Source organism: Mariniflexile sp. TRM1-10, assembly GCF_003425985.1.
Lineage (GTDB): Bacteria > Bacteroidota > Bacteroidia > Flavobacteriales > Flavobacteriaceae > Mariniflexile.
In genome coordinates, this window is the sequence record NZ_CP022985.1 from 3801564 (window position 1) to 3826507 (window position 24944).

Sequence of the window (24944 nt, forward strand, 5' to 3'; positions counted from 1 at the left end):
TAATATTACAAAAGAGCATGCTGGACATAAGCAATATACAATCCCATATACAAACATTTTTGAAAGAAATAGGAGAGCTCTCTTATTTCACGGCACGTTTTTTTAAAGAATCCTTTAAGAAACCGTTTGAGTTTAAAGAGTTTTTGCAACAATGTTATAATATGGGAAACCGTTCATTAATATTGGTCGCCATTACGGGTTTTATCATCGGTTCGGTTTTAACTTTACAGACCAGACCTACGCTTATGGAGTTTGGAGCGGTTTCTTGGATGCCATCGATGGTAGGTATTTCCATTATTAGAGAAATTGGACCCATGATTACGGCGTTGGTATGTGCTGGTAGAATAGGCTCCGGGATCGGTGCGGAACTGGGTTCGATGCGAGTAACTGAGCAAATTGATGCCATGGAAGTGTCTGGTACAAACCCTTTTAAATATTTGGTAGTTACACGAGTTATGGCAACAACTTTTATGATTCCACTCTTAGTAATTATTGGAGATGCTATTGGATTGTATGGTTCCTATTTGGTTGAAAACCTTAAAGGCGATGTGTCTTTTCGATTATTTTTTAATCAAGTATTTGAGTCGTTGGAATTTGGAGATATCATTCCTGCAACCATCAAGTCGTTTTTCTTTGGGCTGGCGATAGGTCTTGTAGGTTGTTTTAAAGGGTATTATTGCGACAAAGGCACGGCAGGAGTAGGGAGAGCAGCAAATTCGGCAGTCGTGTTTACGTCTTTGCTCTTATTTATTATTGACTTTATAGCTGTATTTGCAGCTGATATTTTTTATGATTTATGAATGAAAGCAAAACCATATCACCACAAGAGGACATGACAAAAACACGAGAGATTGTCCTTGACATCAAAAACCTGAACAAAAGTTTTGATGACAATCACGTTCTCAAAAATTTCAATATGAAACTTTACAAGGGCGAAAATCTGGTTATCATGGGAAAATCGGGCTCTGGAAAATCGGTGATGATTAAATGCCTTGTGGGATTAATGGAAGCGGATAGTGGCATTATTTCGGTAATGCACAAAGACATTACAACATTAGATCAAGCAGCCTTAGATGTATTGCGATCGGACATAGGCTTTTTATTTCAAGGCAGTGCTCTGTACGATTCCATGACGGTTCGTGAAAATTTGGAATTTCCTTTGCGTAGGCATTCCGGCAAATTTGAAAAGAATATGGACACAAATACTTTGGTTATGGAAGCATTGGAAAATGTGGGATTGGCACATGCCGTAGATTTAATGCCAGCAGAACTATCTGGAGGCATGCAACGTAGGGTTGCATTGGCAAGAACCTTGATTTTACAGCCAAAAATTATTTTATATGACGAACCAACAAGTGGGCTAGATCCTATAACAGCCAAAGAAATCATTATTCTGATGCAGGATATTCAAAAGAAATACAACACATCCTCACTTATTATAACACATGATGTGGATTGTGCAAGAGCTATTTCCGATCGCATGGTCTTATTGATTGATGGCACCAATTACGCTGAAGGGACGTTTGACGACTTATCTGTTTCAACAGATCCAAAAATAAAAGCATTTTTTAAACATTAAATCCGATGTTATGAAATTCAATTAACAACAGGTTTATTGTAAAAAAAAGTACCGATGATGATAAGCGATATCATCTGACCAAATTATAACAATAAATATAAGCAGATGAAAAACACAAACTCACAAAGAATACGATTAGGTCTATTTGTAATCATTGGCACACTGTTGTTTGTTTTGGGCATTTATTTAATAGGTCAACAACAGAATATATTTAAAAAAACGTTTACCATCAGTGCGGAATTCCAAAACGTGAATGGCTTGCAAAAAGGTAATAATGTACGTTATTCCGGAATTAATATAGGAATCGTAAAAGCCATTGAGATGGTAAACGATTCCATTGTAAGAGTTGATATGAGCATTGAGGAAAACATCGTAAAACATATTAGAAAAAATGCGGTGGCCACTATTGGTTCTGATGGGTTGGTTGGCAATATGATTGTTAATATTTTACCCAGAGATGGTACCGCAGAAACCATTGAAAATGGTGATATGATAAAATCATTCAGTAAAGTAGGTCCCGATGATTTGTTGAGTAATTTGAGCGTGAGTATCAAAAACACGGAAGTCTTGACAGAAGATTTGTTGAAAATAACCAATGCCATCAAAAATGGTCAAGGTACATTGGCTACAGTTCTCAATGATACCATCATGTCTTCTGATTTAAAACAAGCTGTTAGAAATATCAAAATAGTAAGTTATGATGCTTCAAATGTATTAGATGAATTAAATGACCTTGTTAAATCAATCAAAACGGATGATGATTCTGTTTTGGGATTATTGCTAAATGACACCATTTCAGGAAACCAGTTAAAGATGACATTGAGCAACCTCAAAACATCAAGTGTTAAAATGGAAGATGCGGTGGGACAAGTAAATACCATTATTGAAAATATCAACACCAGTGATGGGGCTTTCAATTATATCATGAAAGATACATCTTTGGTCAATAGTTTAGAATCTATTTTAAAGAACGTGGATGAGGGCACACACAAGTTTAACCAGAATATGGAAGCCATGAAGCATAATTTTTTGACTAGAAGATATTTTAGAAAATTAGAGAGACAAAAAAGGAGGGAAAAAGACAATTAAATCATCTGTTTATCAACCGGTAAATCAGTAATCTATTGGACTTCATTATGTCTTAACTTCTCTTTTCTTAATTTCAGTTTTTAACTTTTCAGGAATATCAGTTCTGCACTGGCAATTTTTTAAGTGTTCTAAATGCCAATGGGTGCGTTGCTCAATTGTTGGGTTTTTGGGCATTTTATGTGTGAGATGCCATTCTTTATTAGTTTTCATCTGTTTATATTTATTGAAGTGGTTTAAACTTTTTCTAATTGGCTAAAAAATCGTCCTTTTTCGCCCACTCTACGTCTTTTTTTCTTTCCGTAGCGATGCTATGCAACTCGAAAAAGGCTTCGATTTGACAAAAAATAACTGATTTTCGCTTCAATCGAAAAAGGTTAAACCACTTCATTGTTATAATTTGGTCAGATGGACCACCCAATATTAATCATCTTCGTGTGTATGTAAATCCCATGGATATTTCATGTCTTTTTTAATCAGCCCTCATTGTATTTTAAATCTGTAATTTCAAATTTCAACCAATTGAAATCCCCTTCTTTTAGTTTCCAAATGACTTGGTATTTATTTGGTATCCTTACACCATTAAATTCCTTGAAAGATTTTGATTCCACATACCATGTTTCTAAAGTCGCATCATCTCCTGCTTCATAATAGCGTTTGGCTTTAAAAAACATAAAATCACCTATAGAAGAAAATTTAAAAAGCCCAACAACACTTTTGTTATTTATTGTAAAGGTTGCTTTAACAGAGGTACTATCAATGGATTCCCATGATATATACGGGTTTAAAGCGGCTGATGGAAACCAGATGATCTCTGCCATATATCTTAACATGGCTGCTTGGTTTATTTTTTCATTTTTACCTACGTTCACAGCTGGAATTAAGGACGCAAGTTTGATTAGTATCTCGGCTTCGCCATTTGCGAATTTATCCCTACCAATCATTTGGATCATTGGCATAACATGAACCTCTGTTGACCAAACAAAACCGGGATTGATTACGTTTATATGCTGTTCGGCTTCAAAAGACATCCATTTACCGCTAGGCTTGGTTTTCATTTCTCCTTTTTGCTTCAACTGTACGGAAACAGTTTTATATTTACCAATAGCACCTGAATTTTTTACCCATTTTTGAACTATTTCAGGTAAGTACTTTACATCTTCCTTTGTGATAATAGAATCGTTTTCAATTGTAACACCCTTTAATAGTGATTTGGTTTCATTATAAACTTTTTTGTTAAATTCATATTTGCCATAAGCAGAAATGCTTACCAAAAGAATAATAATATTGACAACTGTACCAAATTTGGCATCCTTCCAAGACATGATAATTAGAATTTGTGAAAGAACAATTGCCAGAATAGCAATAAAAAACCACTGGTCTTTTTTTAGGTATAAAATGAAGGTAAAGAATATAAAGAATAATAGAATTGCTGTAAAAAGCCAAAGCAACCCCATTGTTTTAGAAATGTTTTGTTCTAATTGATTGATATTTGCAAATCCAAAAGCTTTTATAAAACCCATAAGGTGTATGAGACCGTGGAACATAATTAATAACGCAAATATCAAACGCTTGATATCATAAATTAAGAAGGTTGCTCTGGCTCTTAAAAAGATATACCAACTATAAAGAGTATTTTTATAAATAATGTAAATCATTAAAATTTAATAGATTAAGCATGGATGGTATGTCTTTTTTTTCCGGTGAATTCTTCAATTTTTATGATGAATACAGTAGGGATGTCATCATTATAGATTTTACTGGAAAACTCACTTATGAAATTAACAGTTCTATGTTCTTGCTTCATGATAACTTCTTTTACTCCTAATGAAAATTTATGGAGATAAGCTTTAGCGTTGCTCCCAAAAAGCTGTTCAAAAGTTCCGTGTACTAACACAGATTTCCAGCTAGTAATAGAATTAATGGATGCAACTTGTAATGAGACAGCATTATTTTTACGCATGGCATTTATTTTATGCCCTTCACCTGAATAACAAGTAATGGTGTTATTTTCTTTGTTAAAATAATAAGTGGTGGGTACAATATAAGGTCTGTTTTTATAGATATAACCTAAATACCCAATGTAATTGTTTTCTAAAATGAACTTGATCTCCTTTTCTTCTAAATTTATAAACATGATGTTACGATTTATAGGTGTTTTCTATCGTAATTGAGGGTTTCAGTTTTTCCAGATATAACCAGTATTATAATATTCTAGCTCTTTGGGGGGGTGAACAATAGGGGGCAAGTCCAAAAATTAGAGTGATGCCCATATTCTATGTGCATAAAAGTACAAAGTCATATTTAAGAAGGCAATGATAAATATCAGTGTTTTTTATTATGACTTAACCCGTTGGCTGTAACTGTTTTATCAATACTAATTTTTATATAAATTGTCACATTGAGCTTGTCGAAATATATCTTCTAGTGTCTTCGACAGGCTCAGACTGACACTTGAGTACTAAATTGACTTTAAGAGACTATTTAAGTTTTATCCATTGGCTCTTTTATGTGCCTTTTTCCGCCATACATCAGCTATTTCTCAGTCCATAGCTATGGCTATGAATCCCTCCCTCGCGGCAGTCTGGCTCCTTCGCTAAAAAGATCTCCCAGACCTTTTTTTATACGCTCGGCCCTGTCTGACAAAAAAATACCCTATAAAACATTCCAAAAACAAAATTTAAATAGTCTCTAAATTATAATCAAAATTCGTTATAAATTAAATTTTCTTAATTTTCCCCCAACGGATTATGATTCATTAATTTTAGAAAAGTAATTTCCGGTCGCATACCCAAGCGCCCAGGAAACCCCAGCCATCCCAGACCGCGATTCACGTTTAGGTATTGGTCATTAACTTTATAAAGACCAGCCCAATGTTGGTATTTATATTTAATGGGACTCCATTGTAATCCTTTAATTTTTATAGCGGCCTGCATGCCATGTGTGTGACCTGAAAGGGTTAAGGGTATGTCGGTTTTGTTTATTACCGCTTCATGCCAAAGCGTTGGGTCATGGGACAGTAAGATTTTAAAAGGCATAGAAGCAGTCTTTTCTAATGCTTTTTGTAAGTCTCCATATTGTTTAAATGGCGGATATCCCCAGTTTTCAACACCAACTATGGCAATTTCTCCATGGTCTTTTCTAATGATATCCGATTCGTTAAGAAGTAGTTTAAAATGGATGTCTTTATAAAATTGTTTAATAGCTTCGTGGTTTTCTTTTTTATCGTTTTCAGTTTTCCATTTGCTGTAATCTCCATAGTCATGATTGCCCAATACAGCATATTTACCCATATTGGCTTTTAGTTTGACAAAAACCCGTTGCCACCCTCGTAGTTCCCATGCAAAATTGTTCACCAAATCACCTGTAAAAAAAATCAGGTCTGGATTGGTATTATTAATGAGATTTATGGCTCGGTTCATAATTTTGAAACGATAATTAAAGCTTCCTAAATGCAGATCGGAAATATGTATAATTTTCAATTCGTTAAAAGATGGAGGAAGGTGTTCGAATTCTAGCGTATGCCGATAGATTTTAAAACGGTAGATGGCTTTAAATATGGCGTAAACAATGACAAAAAAAGGTAAAAAACCAGAGAAAAGGCCTATAAGAGGAATGACCAGAAGGGATTCTTTTTCTAAAAAAACAACATTTAAATAGAATAGTAGGGAAATAATAATAACAAATATTATTTTGGGTATGAATGAAGAAACGGTAAGGCCATACATGGAAGATATTAGTACTTGTTTTCGTCTTGGATCGATGTCATCAAGTTTAATTTTCAGTATTAAAATAGCGCTGATAAGACCTATGGTAAAAATCCAAAAGAGAGCATGAATAATGGTTTTTAGAGATGGTTCGAGTAACCGTGTAATGGATTGAAGCCAATAAAAGGCTAATATGTCAATTACTAAAATAGCTAAGCATAATAAAACAATTGTAAATAGGGAATAGCTGCGCATCTTGACATTATTTAGATTTCTTTTTATTAAGTCTTCGTTTATCTTTTGAAGCCCAATAAAGCCCTTTCACATCTGAAACCCACTCATCATACATAAAAATCAATATGATTTCTTCAATGGTTTCTAATAGACCAAAGACAATCATCATATAGAATAGTACATAATTAGGCTCAAGAAAGAGTGCCCAAAGAATAAAAACACCTTGTAGTACAGCAGATAGTTTTGCTAAATAGGTATGGAACGCTGTGGCTTTTCCGTATTTATAGTAGGCAAGTATCATTTGTGCGATATATGGTGACAAGACAATGATTATGATGCTGATATTTGATTTGATGAATTCCACTTCAAAATAAAAAAGCCCAATTAAACCCATAACTAAAGTCAACTGGTCTCCAAAAGAATCAAGTTGGGAACCTCTAGCGCTCGTAATTTTAAGTTTTCGTGCTAAATAGCCATCAATGGCATCGGTGAGGTAACTTACCATAAGGAAGCATGTAAAAATTAAACGCTCATCCAGTATGATCAATAAAATCAATAAGGGAACTGCCACTATCCTGTAAAAGGAGAACCAATCTGCAATATTAAAATTTTTGAATGTGAACATCAATGAAAATTTAATTGTTAGATTCTTGTTTCGTTGTGCATGTTTTCAATGAAATAAGGGTATTGCAATAAGGTTGGTATTATAAATATAATATTAAAAAATAATTATTGAAAATTTAAAGATATGGAAGTGGTTAAAACTTTTTCAAATGGCTAAAAAATCGCCCTTTTTTTGCCCACTCTATGTCTTTTTTTCTTTCCGTAGCTTTTCCAATGCGATAAGCTGGCTCCTTCTCTAAAAAGGTTTACTAAACCTTTTCTTTACGCTCGGCCCTAACTCAAAAAAGGCTTCGATTGGACAAAATTGCCATTGCGCTGGCTGGCTCGTTCACTAAAATAACCCACTGGGTTATTTTTTCACGCTCCGTCCTACTTCAATCGAAAAAGTTTTAACCACTTCAATAAAAAATTTCTCGAAACAGACTATCCTCGAGGCAGAGCCATAGAGGTATTTCGCCTGTTTCATTTTGACCTCAGGGTCAAAAACCGAAATTTTGTATTTCACCTCACCCAGAACTGCCTTTTCGGGCAGTTCTGACCTCTCCTCCAAAGGCTACGGTGTACCCACAAGTATAAAATGATTAAATTTGAAAAAAAGACTATGGGTGCTTTATTATATCAAGGAATGGAATTAGATTTCTCGGGCAAGTTTCAGGATAAGAGGCTTGCAAAAAGGGGGCTATTATAATGAAAAGTTTATTTTCGAGTCAGGACAGCAGTATTAGGCAGGCCAGCAAAAATAAAGCCGCACAAAAGGCAACTTATCGTTTTTTGAACAATGAAAATGTAACCGAGCAAGAATTGATATCTGCTTGTTGTGAGAGGACAGAAATATTATCCAAAGGCAAGAATGTTTTGGTTTTAAATGACACGACAGAGATAAACTTGCAGCGTCATCGTGGAAGAATAGAATCAGGAACAGGAATCGGTTTAGTTGGAAATAATACAGACATTGGCTTTTTTGCTCACTTAGGATTAGTGGTTGACATCGAAGCTTATCAAGCTATTGGGTACAGTAGTATTAATCTTTGGAGCCGAGAAATAGATAAAGACACGAAAGAGATTAGAGGTTATAGAAAATTAGCTGTTGAAGAAAAAGAATCCTATAAATGGATAAAATGTTGTAACGATAGCACAAAAGTCCTGCAAGACGCTGCAAGTATTACAGTTGTTGGAGATCGAGAGAGTGATTTATACGAGCTTTTTACGGATGCCAAAAAACAAAGCACACATGTCTTAGCACGTAACAGAATCAACCGAAAGACTTCTGAAGGAAGTAAATTACATGGAATACTAAAAAATGCAGCCCTTTGTGGTAGCTACAAAATACAAGTATCAGGCGATAAAAGGAAACAGAGGCAACCAAGAGAAGCCCTTCTAGAGGTTAAATATTCGGAAGTATCAATACAAAAACCATCTAATAAAAAAGATGACAGGCCACAAAGTGTAAAAGTATGGATTGTTGAAGCCCGAGAGCCTAATAAACAAGACGGTATTTGTTGGCGATTATTGACTACTCATGAAGTTACAACTTTTGAAGAAGCCGTTCAGATAGTAGAATGGTATCAAATGAGGTGGTTTATAGAACAGGTATTTAGGCTGTTAAAAAACAAAGGGTATCAGATAGAAAATAGCGAGTTAGGTACAGGTTGGGCATTAAGAAAATTAACTTTATTACTCCTACAGAATGTCTTGCGAGTCATGCAAATGCTCTTGGCCTACAATAGTGCAAGTGAAGAAGAAGATGCGGGATTGGCTTTTACAACACATGAAATAGAATGCCTAACACTTCTGAACATACGAAATGAAGGAAAAACAGAGAAGCTTAAAAACCCATATCGACCCAACAGTTTAAAATGGGCGACTTGGATAGTGGCAAGAGTTGGTGGGTGGTCAGGATATAAATCGCAAAGACCACCGGGACCAATTACTCTAAAAAATGGATTAGATAAATTTAACCAAATATTTATAGGCTGGATGATGGCTAAAGATGTGGGTACACAGTAGCCTCCAAAGGAGAGGTAAATGGGATACCCCGAGGCAGAGCCTTCGGGGAATTATTTAGATTAAATAAGGCGAGATTCATAAAAATTCAGTTTATTTTTTAATTCTTTAATTTCACTCTGTAAACTATCAATGGTGTTAAGTAAATTTGAAATGGCATGAATGCCTTCTATGTTGATATTCAAATCATAATGAAATGTTATGAGTTTTTCAATAACGTTGATTTGTGCCGTGTTTATATGTTGTATTTCTTTTATGGTTACTACCTCTATTAATTCATAGTCATATAATGAATCGATAAAAGATTCAGGTACGTTGTAGCACTCACAAATTTGTTTAATTGATATGAAATTCTTTGTATCCATTATGATCTCAGTTTAGCCAATTCATAAAATAATTCTTTTTCTTTAGCCGTAAGGTTTGTTGGCAGTACGATATTGAACGTGATGTATAAATCTCCAAATTGACCTTCCTTTTTATATTTTGGAAATCCTTTACCTGTCAATTTTACCTGTGTGCCGTTTTTTGTTTCTGGTTTTATATTGAGCTTAGCTTTACCATCAAAAGTATTCACCATGATTTCTCCCCCTAAAATGGCTTTATATAAATCTAAATCGATGGTTATATACAGGTTATCATTATTTCTTTTAAAAGGCGTGTTGTTGTGTATCGTAAATTGAATATATAAATCCCCATTAGGGCCTCCATTGACACCTGGACCACCGTGTCCTTTTATTTTTATAACCTGACCATTTTCTACTCCGGCTGGAATCGTTATTCGGATGTGTTTGTTGTTAATGGTTAACGTTCGCTTATGTGACGTATAAACATCTCTTAAATTGAGTTGGAGTTCTGCATTAAAATCCTGTCCCTTAAACTTAACTTGCCCTCTACTTCCTGTTTGGGATCCAAACATGCTCTCAAAAAAATCTGAAAAATCACTGCCTCTAAAATCACTTTCAGAAAAATCACCTCTTGTTTGATACTGAGGGCCTCGTTGCTGCCGTTGTCTTGTTTGTTCGTAGGCTTCACTATGTTGCCAATGTTCTCCGTAATCGTCATATTTTTTACGATTTTCAGCATTACTTAATACCTCGTTAGCTTCATTAACTTCCTTAAATTTTCGTTCGGCCTCTTTATCATTTGGGTTTAAATCGGGATGATATTTGCGTGCTAATTTGCGATAGGCCTTTTTAATATCTTGTTCAGAAGCTGTTTTTGGTAACCCTAAAATTTTATAATAATCAATGAAAGCCATTTAGTTATTTTTTTACGTTCTTACTATAATGTTTAACAAGTTGTTTTAGACTGTCAAGGTAATCTTGCATAATGGTATTTGTAATTTGTGGATGGTTTGGTGAGGTAATGGTAACAGGAAGTTCTTCCAAAAAAACATAGAGTTCTGGGTAATCAAATTCTATGGTATTTGTCAGTTTTGTAATTTCGTCAATGATATGATTTGATTTTTCCATATTAATTGAATTTCCAGAAATACTGTGGCTTTTCTTCTTCCAAAATGTTTTTTAACATGGAAAAAGCCAATAACCTGATTATTTTTACTGTTTCTATATAATGTGAGCAATCGTCTTCAAAGAGTTCATAATTATTCCTTAATATATACGCATTGTATTTGTAAGGTTCATCAATTAGAAGCGTTAGGCGTTTGGTAATAACCGGCGTCTGTTTGAGTAGGATTTCACATTGTACAATAGATATCTTAATGTCATTTTGTAAATCTCTGAACTCGCTTGCACTTCCATATAATAACAATTTTACAAAATGCACCTCAATCAATTGTTGAAGAAATTTCAAATCTTTATTATAAAATATTAAATCATTTTCCCAGTTTTTTGTTAGCGTCAAAAGGTCATCCAAACTAGCTTCTTGAATAAAATTATCTTTTGGTCTGTATCTGAAATTATCCATGACGTTTTTTTTTTGTAAATTTCTTCTAAAATAGACTATATCGTAGGTATTATAAATGATGAATATCATCTAAGGCTTTCAAAAAACATTTTTTAGGAAATTATTTTACCATCTTCCATCGTGATGATTCTATGGGTGCGTTTGGCAAAATCCTCATCATGTGTAACAATCAATAGGGATAAGCCTGCTTCTTCACTCAATTTCTTGAAGATATTAAAAACATTTTCTGAATTATGACTGTCTAGATTCCCTGTAGGTTCATCGCCCATAATGATTGTTGGGTTGTTGATCAAAGCTCTTGCAATAGCAACACGTTGTTTTTCACCACCAGAAATCTGTGAAGCTTTCTTATGTGCTAATTTTTCAATATTTAATATACCCAATTTTTCCATGGCATCATGTTCAATTTCCTGATGTGTCTTTTCTGCCAATTTTTTTGCGGGCAGCATCACATTTTCCAACACTGAAAATTCTGCTAGCAAATAATGAAACTGAAATACAAAGCCAATATGTTTATTGCGTATGTATGATAATTTATCACGATTTTGACCAGTTATTAATTCACTATTCAAGTATAATTCGCCTTCATAATCCGTATCCATTGTAGAAAGAATATATAATAATGTCGATTTCCCACAGCCGGATTTGCCCATAATGGAAACAAATTCGCCAGCTTCAATTTCAAAACTAATATCTTTAAGAACCTGAAATTCCACAGGCTTCCTAAAGTATTTGTTGATATGTTTTGCTTCTAATATACGCGCCATTTTATTGTCCTCTTATGATGGTTACTGGATTTAATCTCTTGGCTTTTGGAAGGAAGGTAACCAACCAAAAATATGGAAATCATTGCAAATGAAAAACCGATTATAAAAAATAATGGATTGATGTTTGCGGGATAGGTGGTAACTGTTGGTAAGGCTGCTGTTTTGTTTAAACTCAGGAATATGAATATCTATGGCCGTATTTTTTATTGATCCAAAGGACATTATTAAGTTTTTAATTTTTCATTTCTGTCTGTAATACCTCAAAGTATACTGCCGCCTTACGCGTCATTTAAACGTTGACTTGACACTAGAAATAAATACGGTTCTTTATAAAAAAAAGAAATGATAATTATCAGTTTTACTGAATATTGTTGAAAATTTCAGGGATTTATTAGCGTCATTCTTGAGATATTATGATGTTTTATTTAAATAATAATTAATAATATCGGCAGTAGAAACAATACCTACTAATTTATCATTCTCTAGAATAGGAACAGCATGATAATATTGAGCAGACAAAACTTTTGCAACATCCTCAACTTTTGCACTAGTAGTTAAATAAAATGGTTTTTGGGTCATGATGTCTCTTACTTTTAGTTTTTTATAAATCTCATGGTCATCATTAATCCCAGCTCCAACGATATTATACATAAAGTCTATTAAACTGACCATACCTACCAATTTTTCATTTTCTAAAACAGGAATGTGATGATGCCATCTTTTTTTCTCATAAATATGCTTTACATCTAAAATATTTTGCTCTGGAGAAACAGAAACCACATCCTTGGTCATTACAGTTGTTATTGAATCGGATTCCATAGGTTTTATAATTAATGTTATTGTTTCTAAATAACTTAAAATTAAAGTATTAATGCCATATTTAACATGATTTAAATCATGTTAAATAATCCTATTTGTTGATACCTTTAGTACTGGTTTAAGGTAAATTATAAGGCTATGAAATCGCTATTAACAACAAGTTCGCACAAGCAAAGGATAAATTATCAAACTCCAATAGAAATAATGTTATCCATAAACACCAAGGATTAGAAAGACGATACGATATGTTGTCGCTAGAGAATAAAATTTGAACATATGAACACCCATGAGAATGGCATTCGCACAAGGTTGATTGTTAAGGGTGTTCCATTAGCCAATTAAAAAACAATAAAAATAAACAGATGAAAACTAAAACAATTTTGGAGTTGCTCACATTAAGTTCTAGCATGTATATTTTAGCTAGAGACACCCACTTTTTGGAAAAAATAAATGCATTTTCAGAAAAGAGTAAAGCTAATATCAATAAAGCAATGTCCGAATCGCAATTAGACGAAAATGGAAACGAATTGGAGTTTATGGATAAAATTATTTTAAAAACCCATGAGCTAAAAGAAGAACTAAATGAGAAAATAGAAGAGTTGGTTATTAAGTTTTATAAAAAAATAAATGTAGCTCATCTAGACGAAATTAAAGCTTTAAATGAAAAAATAGAAAAGCTGGAAAATTCAGAAGCATTGTTGGAAGCAAGACTCAATAAATTGGAAGCAAAACAATATGGGGCTTATAATTGATGTTATAAAACGGTTAAAATCTATCTCAAGATATAACCAAATTCTAAGAGTCTTAATAAAATATGGCTTTGAGGATTTGGTACAATATCTTGAGGAAAACAAGCACTATACATTCATTCAAAAATTAATTCCAAATTCCACAAGAAAACGTGTAACACAGTATAGCAAATGGGCAAAGATGAGATTGGTTTGCGAAGAGTTAGGTCCCACCTTCATAAAATTTGGTCAAATTTTAAGCAACAGACCGGATTTAGTGCCATTAGAATTAACTTTTGAGTTGGAAAAACTTCAGGATAATGTACCACCAATGTCTGAAAGTGCAGCTAAAGCTGTCGTTGAAATAGAATTAAAAGATAAAGTAGAAAACCTATTTGCTTGGTTTGAACCAACTCCTTTTGCGTCGGCATCTATGGCTCAAGTACATAAAGTAACATTGCATTCTGGAAAACGGGTCGCTTTAAAAATACAACGTGCCGGAATTTATGATGTTATTATTGAGGATATTAAAGTTATGTATAGAATTGCCCATGTTTTAGAAAAGAGAATACCGTCTTTAAAAAGTTTTGATCCTATTGGGTTAGTTAAAAATTTTGAAGCTTCTATATTAAAAGAACTAGATTTTATTCATGAATCCATTAACGTACAACGATTTTATAATAATTTGGAAAAAGATGGTTCTTTCGAACAATTTGCTCAAGCACCTAAAGTATATCAAGAATTCACTACAACAAAAGTTTTAGCATTAGAGTTTATTTCAGGAATTAAAATTGATAGAATTGAAGAGCTGAAATCCAAAGAGATAGACACCAAAGTTATTGCTAGAAGATTGGCCATTAGCTATTTTAAACAAATTTTTGAATATGGTTTCTTTCATGCCGATCCTCATCCTGGAAATTTGCTGGTATTGCCCAATAATCGTATTTGTTATCTGGATTTTGGTATGATGGGAAGTATGTTGCCAAGAGATATATCAATTTTTGGAAAGCTATTTTTTGCTATTACCAATAAAGATGTTAAAAAAATAATTCGAGCCTTACAACAACTTTCAAACAATGCGCCGATTTTAAATATGAGGGATTTAGAGTTTGACATTAATGAATTTGTAGAGAAATATTATGTAAGGGATTTGCATGAAAATGAAATGAGTACTATTTTATTGGAACTCAAAGATATTATAATTACCCATGGCTTAAAAGTGCCTACTTATTTTTTCCTTTTTGCAAGATCTTTAGTTACCATTGAAGGGGTAATTGAAAAATTGGACCCTAATTTAGAGCAATTTGAAATCGTCAAACCCTATTTAAAAGATAGTGCTACAAAAAAATACAGCCCATTAATAATCGGGAAAAAAATTGTTAATTCAATTGTGGAACTAACAGATTATATGGAAGAATTTCCGTTAGACTTAAAGAATGCTATACGCAAAATAAACTCCGGTCAAATAAAAGTAGATTTAACCCATAAAGGTATTGACCCCATGGTTCATACGCTTCAAAGAATCACAAAGCAATTAATTACGGCTTTTATTATGGTGGCCCTCATAGTTGGAGCGTCTTTGTTTATAATATTTGAAATACAGCCCCTTTGGAAAGGCATTTCAATGTTGGGTATTTCTAGTTTTACATTAGCAGTAATTTTAGCGTTTGGTATGCTATCAAATATAAAGAAAGGCGATTATGATTATTGAATTATATGTAGATTATCCTCATTTAATTCAAAAAAAAAGAACAATAAATATTGCTCTTTTTACCTAAAAATATAACTATTTAGGGTTTAGAAAATGCTTTTTTAAAATGGTCGAAAGCCTCAGAGATTTCATTCTGAAAATGTTCCAGTTTGGTTTCTTCTTTTTCCTTAGTATATTTAGCTTTAAATTTATCTATAAAAGAGTTAAAGTCTTTTTTACTTTTTTCAAAAGCATCTTTAGTTTCGGGTTTATCTTTATTAAATTTTTGTTCTAAAATCTCTAGTTGAATTTTAAATTGTTCTATTTCAATAAGAGTTAATGTATACATTCTATTTAAAGTTTCGTTGGTTTTAATTTTAACTTCAATGTCATGTATTGTTGAAAGCAATTGCTTTTTTTGTTTTTTAAAAATATCTTTAGTCTCTGCCTTTCCTAAAGCCAATTGTACGCGAAGTTCATCAAATTTGGTATGGAGTTCATCAATTTTTTCTTTTACTCCTTTAATTTTAAATTCGCTGTCATGTATAAATTGATTAAATTTCTTTTTAACCTCTTCATACTTGTCATGGGCTTCAGCCTTTCCTAAAGCAGCTTTCACTTGAAATTCCTCTAACTCCTTAGCCGATTTTCTAAGTGCGTCTATAACTTTATCCACAAAATGAATCTCCTTGTTTTTCATGATTATTAGATTTATAATGTTATTAAGAGACTGTCTAAGTTTTATCCTTTGACGAAATAATCCGCTATAAATATTCCGAAAACAAAATTTGTACAGTCTCTAAATATCTTAACAAAACAGAATTCACGCAATGATAACCATCAGTTTCAATATGTGTTTGTGAAGAATAATACATTAATAGGACTCTATTCTTTTCATATTCAATAAGAACCAACAATTACTGCACCATTTTGGTCATTTTAGATATAATGATGTTATTATAATTTTAAATATTGAAGCTAAAATCAATTCAAGTATAGCCGTTCTTCATGGAATCCATATACGCATTTATTGCCCTCTTATGATGGTTACTGGATCTATTTTCTTGGCTTTTTTGGAAGGAAGGTAACCAGCCAAAAACGTGGAAACCATGGCGAATGAAAAACCGATTATAAAGAATAGTGGATTGATATTTACGGGATAGGTAGTAACTGTTGGTAAGGCGGCTGTTTTAAAAGGAAGGGTGCCTATTAAACTTGCCAGTCCGTAGCCAATTAGCAGCCCTAAAATACCGCCTAAAAACCCAATAATCATGGCTTGGCTCATAAAGATATACTGTACGTCTTTCCCTGAAAAACCTGTAGCTTTCAAGATGGCAATGTCATTCATTTTTTCGTAAATGAGCATATTCAAAATGTTATAAATACCGAATCCTGCAACAATAAGCAAGGTTATGGAAACTGCATAGGTAATAAGGTTTCTAATGGTGGTTCCTGTTTCAAATTGTGCATTTGCTGTTTTAATATCAATAGCTGTTAAGTTGAACTGTTGCTCAATTTTTTTTGACATTGGAAAAGCCAAGTCTATATCTTCTAATTTAACATGAATGTCTGTGATGTAATTCTCAGTTTCACCCAAAACGCGTTGAACAGTTTTGAGATTGGCGAAACTTTGGATGGCATCAATATCAGCAATACCACTTTGATAAAATCCAACTATTTTTAATGGAAACACATCGCCGTTAATGGTGCTTATTTGAACACGATCGCCAACGGATAGCGACATCTTTTCAGCTATTCCAATTCCAAGTAAAATCCCATTATCAGTGATGTCCAAGGCTTCAGGCGAACCTTCTACAATATAATCTTTCAAATTGAATAGATTGGCTTCATCCATGACATGAATGCCTGTGAGGTTGCCACCAATTTCGATGGAACCTGCCATATAAAAGATGGAGGTTTTAATCTGTGGAAGTGCACCCTTAACATTAGGATCGTCTTCTAAATACTGAATGATTGGTAAGGCATTGTGAATCTTTTTTTGACTTAACTTAGGTTTTATGGAATGCACCACATTGAAGCTATTATCGAATTTGTCATAAAGAGCCAATGGCTGTTTCTTGGAAGGCTTTATCTCGTTATAAATATGAATATGCGGCGTTTGATTCAATATCAAATCGTCTAGCATGGTATTCAAACCAGTCATAAAACAAACCAAAGTAATGTAGGATCCAATGCCAAAAGTAACACCCAATGCAGCTATGGATGTTTGTCTGATCTTGGTTATCAAGTGGGTTTTGGCAATATTTAGAATAACCTTCCAGTTCATTATTGCGTTGGTTTATAGATATAGGTGTTTTCGGTAATCCCACCGGTTATTTCTATATATTCCATGTTCTGTAAACCTGTTTTAACTTTTATAATACCTTTGTCTGTCTCAACTTTATCGCCTTCTATCAAATAATCTTTCGGGATGGTCAATACATGCTCTTTTGTGGCTATAATGATGTTGGCTTCCCCAGAAAGTCCTGGATATAAAACCTCAGGCTGCTTATCAAATTCCGCTTCAACTTTAAAGGTTTGATTGCGCTCCTCTTTTGTGGGATATATTTTTGAGACTTTTCCTTTAAAAACGGTGCTATTATAGGCGTCTAAATGAATTAAAACGTCTTGATTTAGTTTAATGTTTACAATATCTACTTCATCTGCTAACATTTCAATAATAAAATTAGAAGCGCTACCAATAGCTGCAAGAGGTTCCATGGTATTTACTATTTCCCCAGGTTCTTTGTAAAGTGCATATACTTTACCATCAATCTTACTTTTTACCGTAAAATCCTTAGTACTTATCAAGGCTGTTTGATACTTGTTTTCTGATTGTTTTACAGCGGTTTGTAATTCGTTTTTTGTTCTCTCATAATTGTTTTGAAGGGTTTGTAGATTGTTTTTTGAGAGTTCGTAATTCAGTTTTTTGGTGTCGTATTCTAATTTAGATCCAATCTTTTGTTCCCAAAGGTTTTTTTGTCTGAAATAGTTAATGGAATCGTTCTTAAATTTAAGATTAGCAGCATGTATTTGATCTAGAATACCGCTTAAAACTGCCGCTTTTCCCTTGTAATTTTCCTTAGCGAGCTCCAAAGCCAATTTAGCACTTTGAGCATTAAGTTTAGGCGTATTATTAATGATTTGTATAATCGCTTGATCTTTTAAAACCACATCACCTTCTTCAACTAAATTAGCATCTAAAATACCAGAAACTATAGCATAAGCTTGGTATGAACTATCAGGTTGAATGGTTACTGAAGAATATACAGACTCGGTTAAAGGCTTTTGTGTTGGAAGTATTCTGTCCTTTTTTTTGGAACAAGACGTTATGATAAAAAGAACACTTAGGAATAACATACGATTCATATCAACTAGATAATTTGGCTTGTAATAAAATATATTCGTTTAGGTTTGTGGCATCAATAACACCAACAAGCTTTTCTTCTTTTAAAACGGGTATAAATGATTTTTTTTCAGAAAAAACAATATGATAAATGTCATTGAGATCATCAGTATTTTTGACGGTTTTAAAAGTTGTTTCCATAATATCTTTTACCAATATATTTTTATTGGAGTTTTCAATGATATTTTTATGGTATAAAATGCCTTTAATTTGATGATCTTTAATAACAACAAAATTGTTTTCTGTTCCTGAAATGATTTTGTTTACAACCAAATCTATAGAATCGTCTGGGTTAAAAGTGGTTATGTTAATGATCATAGCTTCTTCAACACTATGTCCTTTAAGTAACTCCAAATGTTGAACTATTTGGTTTTCACCATAAGCGCCTAAAAAAATGAAAAATGCAATAATGATTAAAAATGGGTTGTATAATAAACCTATTAATAAAAAGAGTAGCGCTATAAATTGTCCTACACCCGATGCGATTTGTGTTGCTTTAACACGATTCATTTTCATAGCTAAAAGGGCTCTTAGAATGCGACCTCCATCCATAGGAAATGCTGGAATCAGGTTAAAAACCACCAAACCAATATTGACTAAATATAAATAAAACAAAAAACTTTGAAACGTGTAATTGGTAAGTGATTCAAAGGTTTCTGTGAAATTTAAGTGCATAAACTCATCAATAGGAACAATAAAATATAGAAAAATAGCAATAATGACATTTACTAAAGGACCAGCTAACGTAACCAAAAGTTCTTGCTTTGGCAATTCTGGTATACGCTCTAAACTTGCCATACCACCAATGGGGAGTAATGTTATTTTTTTAGTATTTACACCAAAGCGTTTGGCGGTTAAAGCATGTCCAAACTCATGTAAAACTACACATACAAAAACAGCTAATACCAGTGCAGTATTAAATAAAATACTTTCGGTAGTACCACCACGATTTAATTCGCTTAAAACTATCCAAGCAATTAAAAAAAAGAATGTCCAATGCACTATTATTTTAATACCTGAAACACTGCCCAAATGAAGGTTTGCTTTCATTGAAAATAGGTTATTAGTTGTTTGCTGTTACTATTTTCCATTTCTCGTTTTCTGTGATAACAGCATACAGGTTATCAGATATTCTTTTTGATGTTATTTCTGGTGGTGTTGTTCTCAGAAATTTTTTATCTAAAACGATATGGGCTCCTTGTGGGTTTAAATAATGTTCAATATTCCCATTAGTATCTATAATAACTTCATAATACCTATAGTTGACGACATTTTTACCTAATAGATTATTAGTTCCAAGTTTTTCCTTAGAAATATCTAATACAATGGCTTTGTTGTTATTAAAGTTTGAAGCATTTAAGAATTTGGGGGCAATCACTGTTTTGCCTGTTTTATCAATGTATCCAAAGTATATAATGCCATTTTTACTTTCAGAAATTAGGCATCGATTATTTTTAAAAACGGGGTATTTGTAACCATCGACTTCCGTTAGAACCAAATCATCCCGAAAATCTATAACAATAGCGCCTTTTTCATTTATAAACCCCCAAGAATCACCTTTTTTAACAGCTGCTACGTCATCGCTAAAAGGTGCTATAAAATCTAGCAGTTCTGTTGTTTGTGCATAAGTAATAACAGGAATAATAAGAAGTATAATTAGTAATTTTTTCATGACCGAATATTTTATAATAGACCCTAAGGTAGAATTTGTAACGCTATTATAAAATGATATTGATCATGATTGATCACTTCCTTATTTAATGTGAATTCGATGTAATTCCGTTGAATCGTGTATCACAAACTTCATATCTACATCAAACTCATAACTCTGAACTCAGAACTCAGAACTTTCTAACATTTAACCTCGTTATTGACTATGGCTATTTATGATATTGATAATGTCATTTTTCTGCAATACACCAGATTGTCTCCATAATTGTTTGCCGTTCTTAAACAAAAGGATGGTGGGAACACCCCTCACTTGGTATTGTGTTGCCAATGCTTCATTTTTATCGACATCAATCTTAACAATTTTGACTTTATCACCAAGTTCAGTCTTCACGTCTTTTAAAATGGGTGACAACATTTTGCATGGACCACACCAATCGGCAAAAAAATCGACAAGGACTGGAACATTCGAATCGATAATACTGCTAAAATTACTTTTCATCTTTTAGGTTTTTAATGACGTTCTTTAGTTTGTCCGAAACTTCATGGGCAATAGCTTCCAATGCTTGGTTTTTTATCGCTTGCATGGATTGAATGGGATCGACCGCCGCCACCTCAATAGTTCCGTTGCTGAGTTCTTGTACAATGACATTACAAGGCAACATGGTACCAACTTTATTTTCTATTTGAAGCGCCTTGTAAGCAAACTGTGGATTGCAAGCGCCAAGGATTTTATATCTATTAAAATCAACATCAAGCTTTTTCTTTAAAGTCTGTTGGAGGTCTATTTGGGTAAGCACACCAAAGCCCTCTTTTTGAAGTAATACTGTTGTTTTGTCTACTATGTGATCAAAATCACCTTTAATAACTGTACTAAAATAATAGCTCATGGTTATTCTTTATTTAATTCGATATTTAATTTAGCCAAAAGCATTAATTCCGATTTGTTTTTTCCAGAGAAACTTTCTGCAATAGCATTTGCCGTTTTAAGAATCAATCGATTTACATCTTTTGTAAATAGGTGTTTTTGCTCCTTTTTATAGGCTACAAAATCATCATAACAGTCTTTAATGTTAAGTTCAACATCCTGGGGTTGGGATAACCAGTCAAAAACAATTTCTATCTGGTAGGCGGCATCCGTTCCAAACTTGTCTTCAATATCATCAACATCCAGCCATTCTTTTTTAACAAGCTCCTTGAGTTTGTTCATTTCTGCTTCGCGTACTTTATCGTCTGCAGCAGCCATGGCATAAAATAATTTACCCAAATTCTGATAAAATTTTAAGGTCATGTGCTTTTTAGATGTCATTTTAATGGTATTGCTTTATACAAAATTAAAAAATAGCATATTTTTTTATATGATATATATCATGAACTCATTTTTAAAGCTACTGTACTTTTCGATTCATTTTAACACAAAACCTTTCCAGAGCGTATAACATAGAAAGGTTTTGAACAAAAGAATTTTTGTCAGAGACTGTTTAAATTTCGTTTTTGGAATGTTTTATAGGGTATTTTTTTGTCAGACTAAGGTATTTTGAGATTCATAGTCATAGCTATGGACCGAAAAATAGCTGAAGTATGGTGGAAAAAGGCACATAAAAGAGCCAAAGGATAAAATTTAAACAGTCTCTTAGACAGTCTCTTAATCTTGTACGCTAAATGTTACCTTGGCATTGACCCTATATTCGGTAATTTGATTTTCTTTTACAGAAACCTGCATGTCCTTAATATAAACAGATTTGATTCCTTTGACGCTTTTTGCGGCTTCAGAAACAATGTTTTTTATAGCATCTTCAAAATTGATTTGTGAATTGCCTAAAATTTCAATGACTTTTAATACTCCCATGATTTTATATTTTATAAATTAATGCATCTAAAATAATAAATGAACGTCACGTTTATAATGATATATATCAGGACGCTTATTTCCTGTCAATTTTGTTATTATTATTGAAATAATACCGTGATAATTAGTACAATAAGTTTTATCTTTATAGTCCTTTTAACCCGAAAATAAATGTTTAAAGACGACAAGGATATTTTTAAAATTTTATCTGATGCGGTTTCAGAGGGCATTGTTATTGTAGATGCAAATCAAAACATTGTTTCCACAAATATTTCTGCCGATACTATGTTTGGCTATAACAAACAGGAATTAATAGGAAAGAGGTTAAATACATTAATACCACAAAATCACCACTCCAAACATGACACTTATTTCGATGTTTTTTATAAAAATAGTGAAAAACGTAAAATGGGCCATGATCGTGATTTATTTGCATTGCATAAAAATGGCCATCAATTCCCGGTAGAGGTTGGCTTGAATCCGTTTACAGTTTTCGATAAAACCTATATAATGGCTCTTATCATTGACACTACAGAGCGCAAACAAGTCGAACAAGAACGCAATTACCTATCTAAAATATTTGATGATTCATTAAACGAGATTTATGTCTTCGATTTGGTTTCGCTAAAATTCATTAATGCCAACTATGGTGCGCAAAAAAACCTAGGTTATTCATTGGATGAATTAAAAGAAATGACCCTCATGGACATTAAACCTGAATTTAATGAAAAGGGAATAAGAAAGCTAGCAGAACCTTTAGTCAAAAAAAATAGAGGCAAAATTGAATTTGAGACGATCCATAAACGCAAAGATGGAACCACATATCCTGTGTATGTGAATTTGGAATTATCGGTTTTAGGAGAGAGGGAAGTCTTTGTAGCAATCGTTCTGGACATTACAGAGCAAAGAAATTATACCCAAAAACTAGAAAAAACAGTGGCGTTAAGAACAAAACAGCTTAAAGCCTCACTCGAACAAGAAAAAAATATTAATGAATTGAAAACCAAATTTTTATCTCTTGTTTCCCACGAATTTAAAACTCCATTGAGCACGATATTGACCTCTTGCATCCTTTTAAGTAAATATTCATTGCAAGAGCATCAAGACAAAAGGGAAAAACATATTAAAATGATTACAGATAAAGTAAATTATCTAAATAATATACTGGACGAATTTTTGTCTATTGAAAAATTGGAAGCAGGAAGAATAAATTACAAATTTACTACTTTTAGGTTGAGTAAATTAATTAATGAAGTTGTTTACAATGCCAATATGTTGCTAAAGGAAGGGCAACAAATTATATATCCTGAAAAAATAGAGGATATATCATTGGTACAAGATGAAAAGGCTTTAGAATTGGCCCTGTCCAATTTAGTGCATAATGCTATCAAATATTCATCAGAAAACACGGTTGTTCATTTAAATATCAAGCAAGACGAATCCAAGACAACTTTCGAAATTATAGATTCTGGTATTGGAATTCCAGAGAAAGACCAAAAGAATATATTCCATCGTTACTTTAGGGCAGAAAATGTTTTAATAACCCAGGGGACGGGAATTGGTCTTAATATCGCAAAGTCCCATATAGAGAATTTGGGTGGCACAATAACCTTTAAAAGCCAGGAAAATAAAGGGTCAACGTTTATTTTAACCATACCAAATAATCCCGTATGATAACGAAAGTATTACTAATAGAAGATGATGTCTCACTAAGGGGGAACACGGCAGAAATACTGGAGCTCTCAGGGTATGAAGTCATTATGGCTTCCAATGGTAAGGTAGGTGTTGAAAAAGCCATCCAACAGCATCCAGATATTATTGTTTGCGATATTATGATGCCAGAATTGGATGGTTATGGGGTTTTGGAGTTGCTTTCCAAAAATGAAAGTACTAAGTTTATACCATTCATTTTTTTGTCTGCAAAAACAGATCGAAAGGATGTACGTCTGGGAATGAATCTTGGGGCAGACGATTATATTACCAAACCATTTAATGAAGAAGATCTTATAACGGCCATTGAAAGTCGTTTGGCAAAGGGTGCTATTTTAAAGGAAAACAAGGATATTCTGGAAAAAGTTGAAAATAATGATGAGATCAGAACGCTCAATGATCTTAAAAATTTTTTTGATGATAATGGGGAGGCATTTCAATTTCAGGCAGGCGAAGCCATTTATAAAGAAGGGCAAAATTCCAATCATATCTTTTTGGTTATTAAGGGTGTTGTAAAATGCCATAAATTAGATGAACAAGGCAAAGAGCTTACAACTGCCTTATATAAAGAAGATGATTTGTTTGGATACACATCATTTATTCAAAACATTCCCTATCAGGAAGCTGCAACGGCTATCAAGAATACAGAGTTGGTTGGTATTTCAAAAGACCAACTCAAAAACATTCTCGATAATAACCATAAGGTCACTTTGGAGCTCATTCAGCTACTTACTAATGACCTTATAGATGTCAAAGATCAATTATTGCAAATGGCTTACAGTTCTGTAAATAGGAAAACCGCAACAGCTATTTTGAAATTTGCAGAAAAAATGAACAGAAAACCAGAAGACCCTATTAAGATTTCCCGAAGTGATTTGGCCAGTGTGGCCGGCATTGCAACTGAAACGTTTATTAGGGCCATGACTAATTTTAAAAAAGAGGGTCTTATTGAAATTGAAGGAAGAAATATTAAAATTTTGGATATAAAAAAGCTTCAGGATATTTATTGACCATCAGTCATTATTTCGAAACATGATGGAAATCATTTTAGAATGCCATATAACCCTATATATTTGTTAAGAACCTACTAAAGTAATTAAATACTGATGAAACTTGAATTATATGAAACACCCATGAGAATAGCGTT

Annotated in this window: 28 protein-coding genes; 8 read left to right on the top strand and 20 right to left on the bottom strand. The window is 33.0% G+C overall.

Going from position 1 to position 24944, the window contains the following annotated elements; genetic code table 11:
- Window positions 1-17: 17 nt before the first annotated feature.
- The 3 genes from CJ739_RS15730 to CJ739_RS15740 all read left to right on the top strand — a co-directional run bounded on the left by CJ739_RS15730 (window position 18) and on the right by CJ739_RS15740 (window position 2668).
- Window positions 18-800, top strand: coding sequence for an MlaE family ABC transporter permease (locus tag CJ739_RS15730; RefSeq protein WP_117176994.1), 783 nt, complete (start codon window positions 18-20; stop codon window positions 798-800).
- Window positions 797-1579: an ABC transporter ATP-binding protein gene (locus CJ739_RS15735; RefSeq protein ID WP_205419371.1), complete on the top strand. Its 783-nt coding sequence runs from the start codon at window positions 797-799 to the stop codon at window positions 1577-1579. Before CJ739_RS15730 ends, CJ739_RS15735 begins: the two co-directional genes overlap by 4 nt.
- A 105-nt stretch (window positions 1580-1684) precedes the next feature.
- Window positions 1685-2668 (top strand): MlaD family protein, encoded by a 984-nt coding sequence (locus tag CJ739_RS15740; protein WP_117176996.1) that lies wholly within the window; start codon window positions 1685-1687, stop codon window positions 2666-2668.
- 45 nt (window positions 2669-2713) lie between these two features.
- On the opposite strand, the gene CJ739_RS20400 is transcribed toward CJ739_RS15740, so the two are convergent.
- From CJ739_RS20400 to CJ739_RS15760, 5 genes are all read right to left on the bottom strand, one after another.
- Window positions 2714-2878, bottom strand: coding sequence for a hypothetical protein (locus tag CJ739_RS20400; RefSeq protein ID WP_162880245.1), 165 nt, complete (start codon window positions 2876-2878; stop codon window positions 2714-2716).
- 263 nt (window positions 2879-3141) lie between these two features.
- Window positions 3142-4323 carry a DUF6920 family protein gene (locus CJ739_RS15745; protein ID WP_236951529.1) on the bottom strand — a complete coding sequence of 394 codons (1182 nt, stop codon included), beginning with the start codon at window positions 4321-4323 and terminating at the stop codon, window positions 3142-3144.
- A gap of 14 nt (window positions 4324-4337) precedes the next feature.
- Window positions 4338-4802 (bottom strand): pyridoxamine 5'-phosphate oxidase family protein, encoded by a 465-nt coding sequence (locus CJ739_RS15750; protein WP_117176998.1) that lies wholly within the window; start codon window positions 4800-4802, stop codon window positions 4338-4340.
- Between the two features lie 592 nt (window positions 4803-5394).
- Window positions 5395-6627: a metallophosphoesterase gene (locus tag CJ739_RS15755; RefSeq protein WP_117177000.1), complete on the bottom strand. Its 1233-nt coding sequence runs from the start codon at window positions 6625-6627 to the stop codon at window positions 5395-5397.
- 7 nt (window positions 6628-6634) lie between these two features.
- Window positions 6635-7231: a CDP-alcohol phosphatidyltransferase family protein gene (locus tag CJ739_RS15760; protein ID WP_117177002.1), complete on the bottom strand. Its 597-nt coding sequence runs from the start codon at window positions 7229-7231 to the stop codon at window positions 6635-6637.
- Window positions 7232-7917: 686 nt separating this feature from the next.
- On the opposite strand from CJ739_RS15760, the gene CJ739_RS15770 reads away from it, so the two are divergent.
- The gene (locus CJ739_RS15770; protein ID WP_117172240.1) at window positions 7918-9237 is read left to right on the top strand and encodes an IS4 family transposase; all 1320 of its coding nucleotides are present in this window, start codon (window positions 7918-7920) and stop codon (window positions 9235-9237) included.
- A gap of 59 nt (window positions 9238-9296) precedes the next feature.
- On the opposite strand, the gene CJ739_RS15775 is transcribed toward CJ739_RS15770, so the two are convergent.
- The 6 genes from CJ739_RS15775 to CJ739_RS15805 all read right to left on the bottom strand — a co-directional run bounded on the left by CJ739_RS15775 (window position 9297) and on the right by CJ739_RS15805 (window position 12746).
- On the bottom strand, window positions 9297-9599 hold the full coding sequence (locus CJ739_RS15775) for a chaperone modulator CbpM (protein ID WP_117177006.1): 303 nt from the start codon (window positions 9597-9599) through the stop codon (window positions 9297-9299).
- Complete coding sequence (locus tag CJ739_RS15780) at window positions 9599-10492, bottom strand: DnaJ C-terminal domain-containing protein (RefSeq protein ID WP_117177008.1); 894 nt, start codon at window positions 10490-10492, stop codon at window positions 9599-9601. Before CJ739_RS15780 ends, CJ739_RS15775 begins: the two co-directional genes overlap by 1 nt.
- A gap of 4 nt (window positions 10493-10496) precedes the next feature.
- A complete protein-coding gene (locus CJ739_RS15785) occupies window positions 10497-10706 on the bottom strand; it encodes a hypothetical protein (RefSeq protein ID WP_117177010.1) in 210 nt (69 codons plus the stop codon).
- Between the two features lies 1 nt (window position 10707).
- Window positions 10708-11160 carry a hypothetical protein gene (locus CJ739_RS15790; RefSeq protein WP_162880246.1) on the bottom strand — a complete coding sequence of 151 codons (453 nt, stop codon included), beginning with the start codon at window positions 11158-11160 and terminating at the stop codon, window positions 10708-10710.
- 92 nt (window positions 11161-11252) lie between these two features.
- Window positions 11253-11927, bottom strand: coding sequence for an ABC transporter ATP-binding protein (locus CJ739_RS15795; RefSeq protein WP_117177014.1), 675 nt, complete (start codon window positions 11925-11927; stop codon window positions 11253-11255).
- Between the two features lie 411 nt (window positions 11928-12338).
- On the bottom strand, window positions 12339-12746 hold the full coding sequence (locus tag CJ739_RS15805) for a CBS domain-containing protein (RefSeq protein WP_117177016.1): 408 nt from the start codon (window positions 12744-12746) through the stop codon (window positions 12339-12341).
- A 362-nt stretch (window positions 12747-13108) separates the two neighbouring features.
- Between CJ739_RS15805 and CJ739_RS15810 the strand changes: the two genes are divergently transcribed.
- A complete protein-coding gene (locus tag CJ739_RS15810) occupies window positions 13109-13498 on the top strand; it encodes a hypothetical protein (protein WP_162880247.1) in 390 nt (129 codons plus the stop codon).
- A complete protein-coding gene (locus CJ739_RS15815; RefSeq protein ID WP_117177020.1) occupies window positions 13482-15185 on the top strand; it encodes an ABC1 kinase family protein in 1704 nt (567 codons plus the stop codon). The genes CJ739_RS15810 and CJ739_RS15815 overlap by 17 nt, the downstream gene beginning before the upstream one ends.
- A gap of 79 nt (window positions 15186-15264) precedes the next feature.
- Here CJ739_RS15815 and CJ739_RS15820 read toward each other — a convergent pair whose 3' ends face one another.
- From CJ739_RS15820 to CJ739_RS15860, 9 genes are all read right to left on the bottom strand, one after another.
- The gene (locus CJ739_RS15820) at window positions 15265-15864 is read right to left on the bottom strand and encodes a hypothetical protein (RefSeq protein WP_117177022.1); all 600 of its coding nucleotides are present in this window, start codon (window positions 15862-15864) and stop codon (window positions 15265-15267) included.
- A gap of 327 nt (window positions 15865-16191) precedes the next feature.
- Complete coding sequence (locus tag CJ739_RS15825) at window positions 16192-17454, bottom strand: ABC transporter permease (RefSeq protein WP_117177025.1); 1263 nt, start codon at window positions 17452-17454, stop codon at window positions 16192-16194.
- Window positions 17451-18524: an efflux RND transporter periplasmic adaptor subunit gene (locus CJ739_RS15830; protein WP_335645408.1), complete on the bottom strand. Its 1074-nt coding sequence runs from the start codon at window positions 18522-18524 to the stop codon at window positions 17451-17453. Before CJ739_RS15830 ends, CJ739_RS15825 begins: the two co-directional genes overlap by 4 nt.
- A 10-nt stretch (window positions 18525-18534) precedes the next feature.
- Window positions 18535-19620, bottom strand: coding sequence for a site-2 protease family protein (locus CJ739_RS15835; RefSeq protein WP_117177029.1), 1086 nt, complete (start codon window positions 19618-19620; stop codon window positions 18535-18537).
- A 13-nt stretch (window positions 19621-19633) separates the two neighbouring features.
- The gene (locus tag CJ739_RS15840) at window positions 19634-20242 is read right to left on the bottom strand and encodes a WG repeat-containing protein (RefSeq protein ID WP_117177031.1); all 609 of its coding nucleotides are present in this window, start codon (window positions 20240-20242) and stop codon (window positions 19634-19636) included.
- A 195-nt stretch (window positions 20243-20437) separates the two neighbouring features.
- On the bottom strand, window positions 20438-20740 hold the full coding sequence (gene trxA, locus CJ739_RS15845) for a thioredoxin (protein ID WP_117177033.1): 303 nt from the start codon (window positions 20738-20740) through the stop codon (window positions 20438-20440).
- Window positions 20730-21128 (bottom strand): DUF302 domain-containing protein, encoded by a 399-nt coding sequence (locus CJ739_RS15850; RefSeq protein WP_117177035.1) that lies wholly within the window; start codon window positions 21126-21128, stop codon window positions 20730-20732. The genes trxA and CJ739_RS15850 overlap by 11 nt, the downstream gene beginning before the upstream one ends.
- A gap of 2 nt (window positions 21129-21130) precedes the next feature.
- The gene (locus tag CJ739_RS15855; RefSeq protein ID WP_236951530.1) at window positions 21131-21529 is read right to left on the bottom strand and encodes a hypothetical protein; all 399 of its coding nucleotides are present in this window, start codon (window positions 21527-21529) and stop codon (window positions 21131-21133) included.
- A 354-nt stretch (window positions 21530-21883) separates the two neighbouring features.
- Window positions 21884-22087, bottom strand: a complete 204-nt coding sequence (locus tag CJ739_RS15860) for a dodecin family protein (protein ID WP_117177039.1) — start codon at window positions 22085-22087, stop codon at window positions 21884-21886.
- 171 nt (window positions 22088-22258) lie between these two features.
- Here CJ739_RS15860 and CJ739_RS15865 point away from each other — a divergent pair, with 171 nt between their 5' ends.
- Both CJ739_RS15865 and CJ739_RS15870 read left to right on the top strand, forming a co-directional pair.
- Window positions 22259-23761 (top strand): sensor histidine kinase, encoded by a 1503-nt coding sequence (locus tag CJ739_RS15865; protein ID WP_117177041.1) that lies wholly within the window; start codon window positions 22259-22261, stop codon window positions 23759-23761.
- Window positions 23761-24807 (top strand): response regulator, encoded by a 1047-nt coding sequence (locus tag CJ739_RS15870; RefSeq protein ID WP_117179064.1) that lies wholly within the window; start codon window positions 23761-23763, stop codon window positions 24805-24807. Before CJ739_RS15865 ends, CJ739_RS15870 begins: the two co-directional genes overlap by 1 nt.
- Window positions 24808-24944 lie beyond the last annotated feature (137 nt).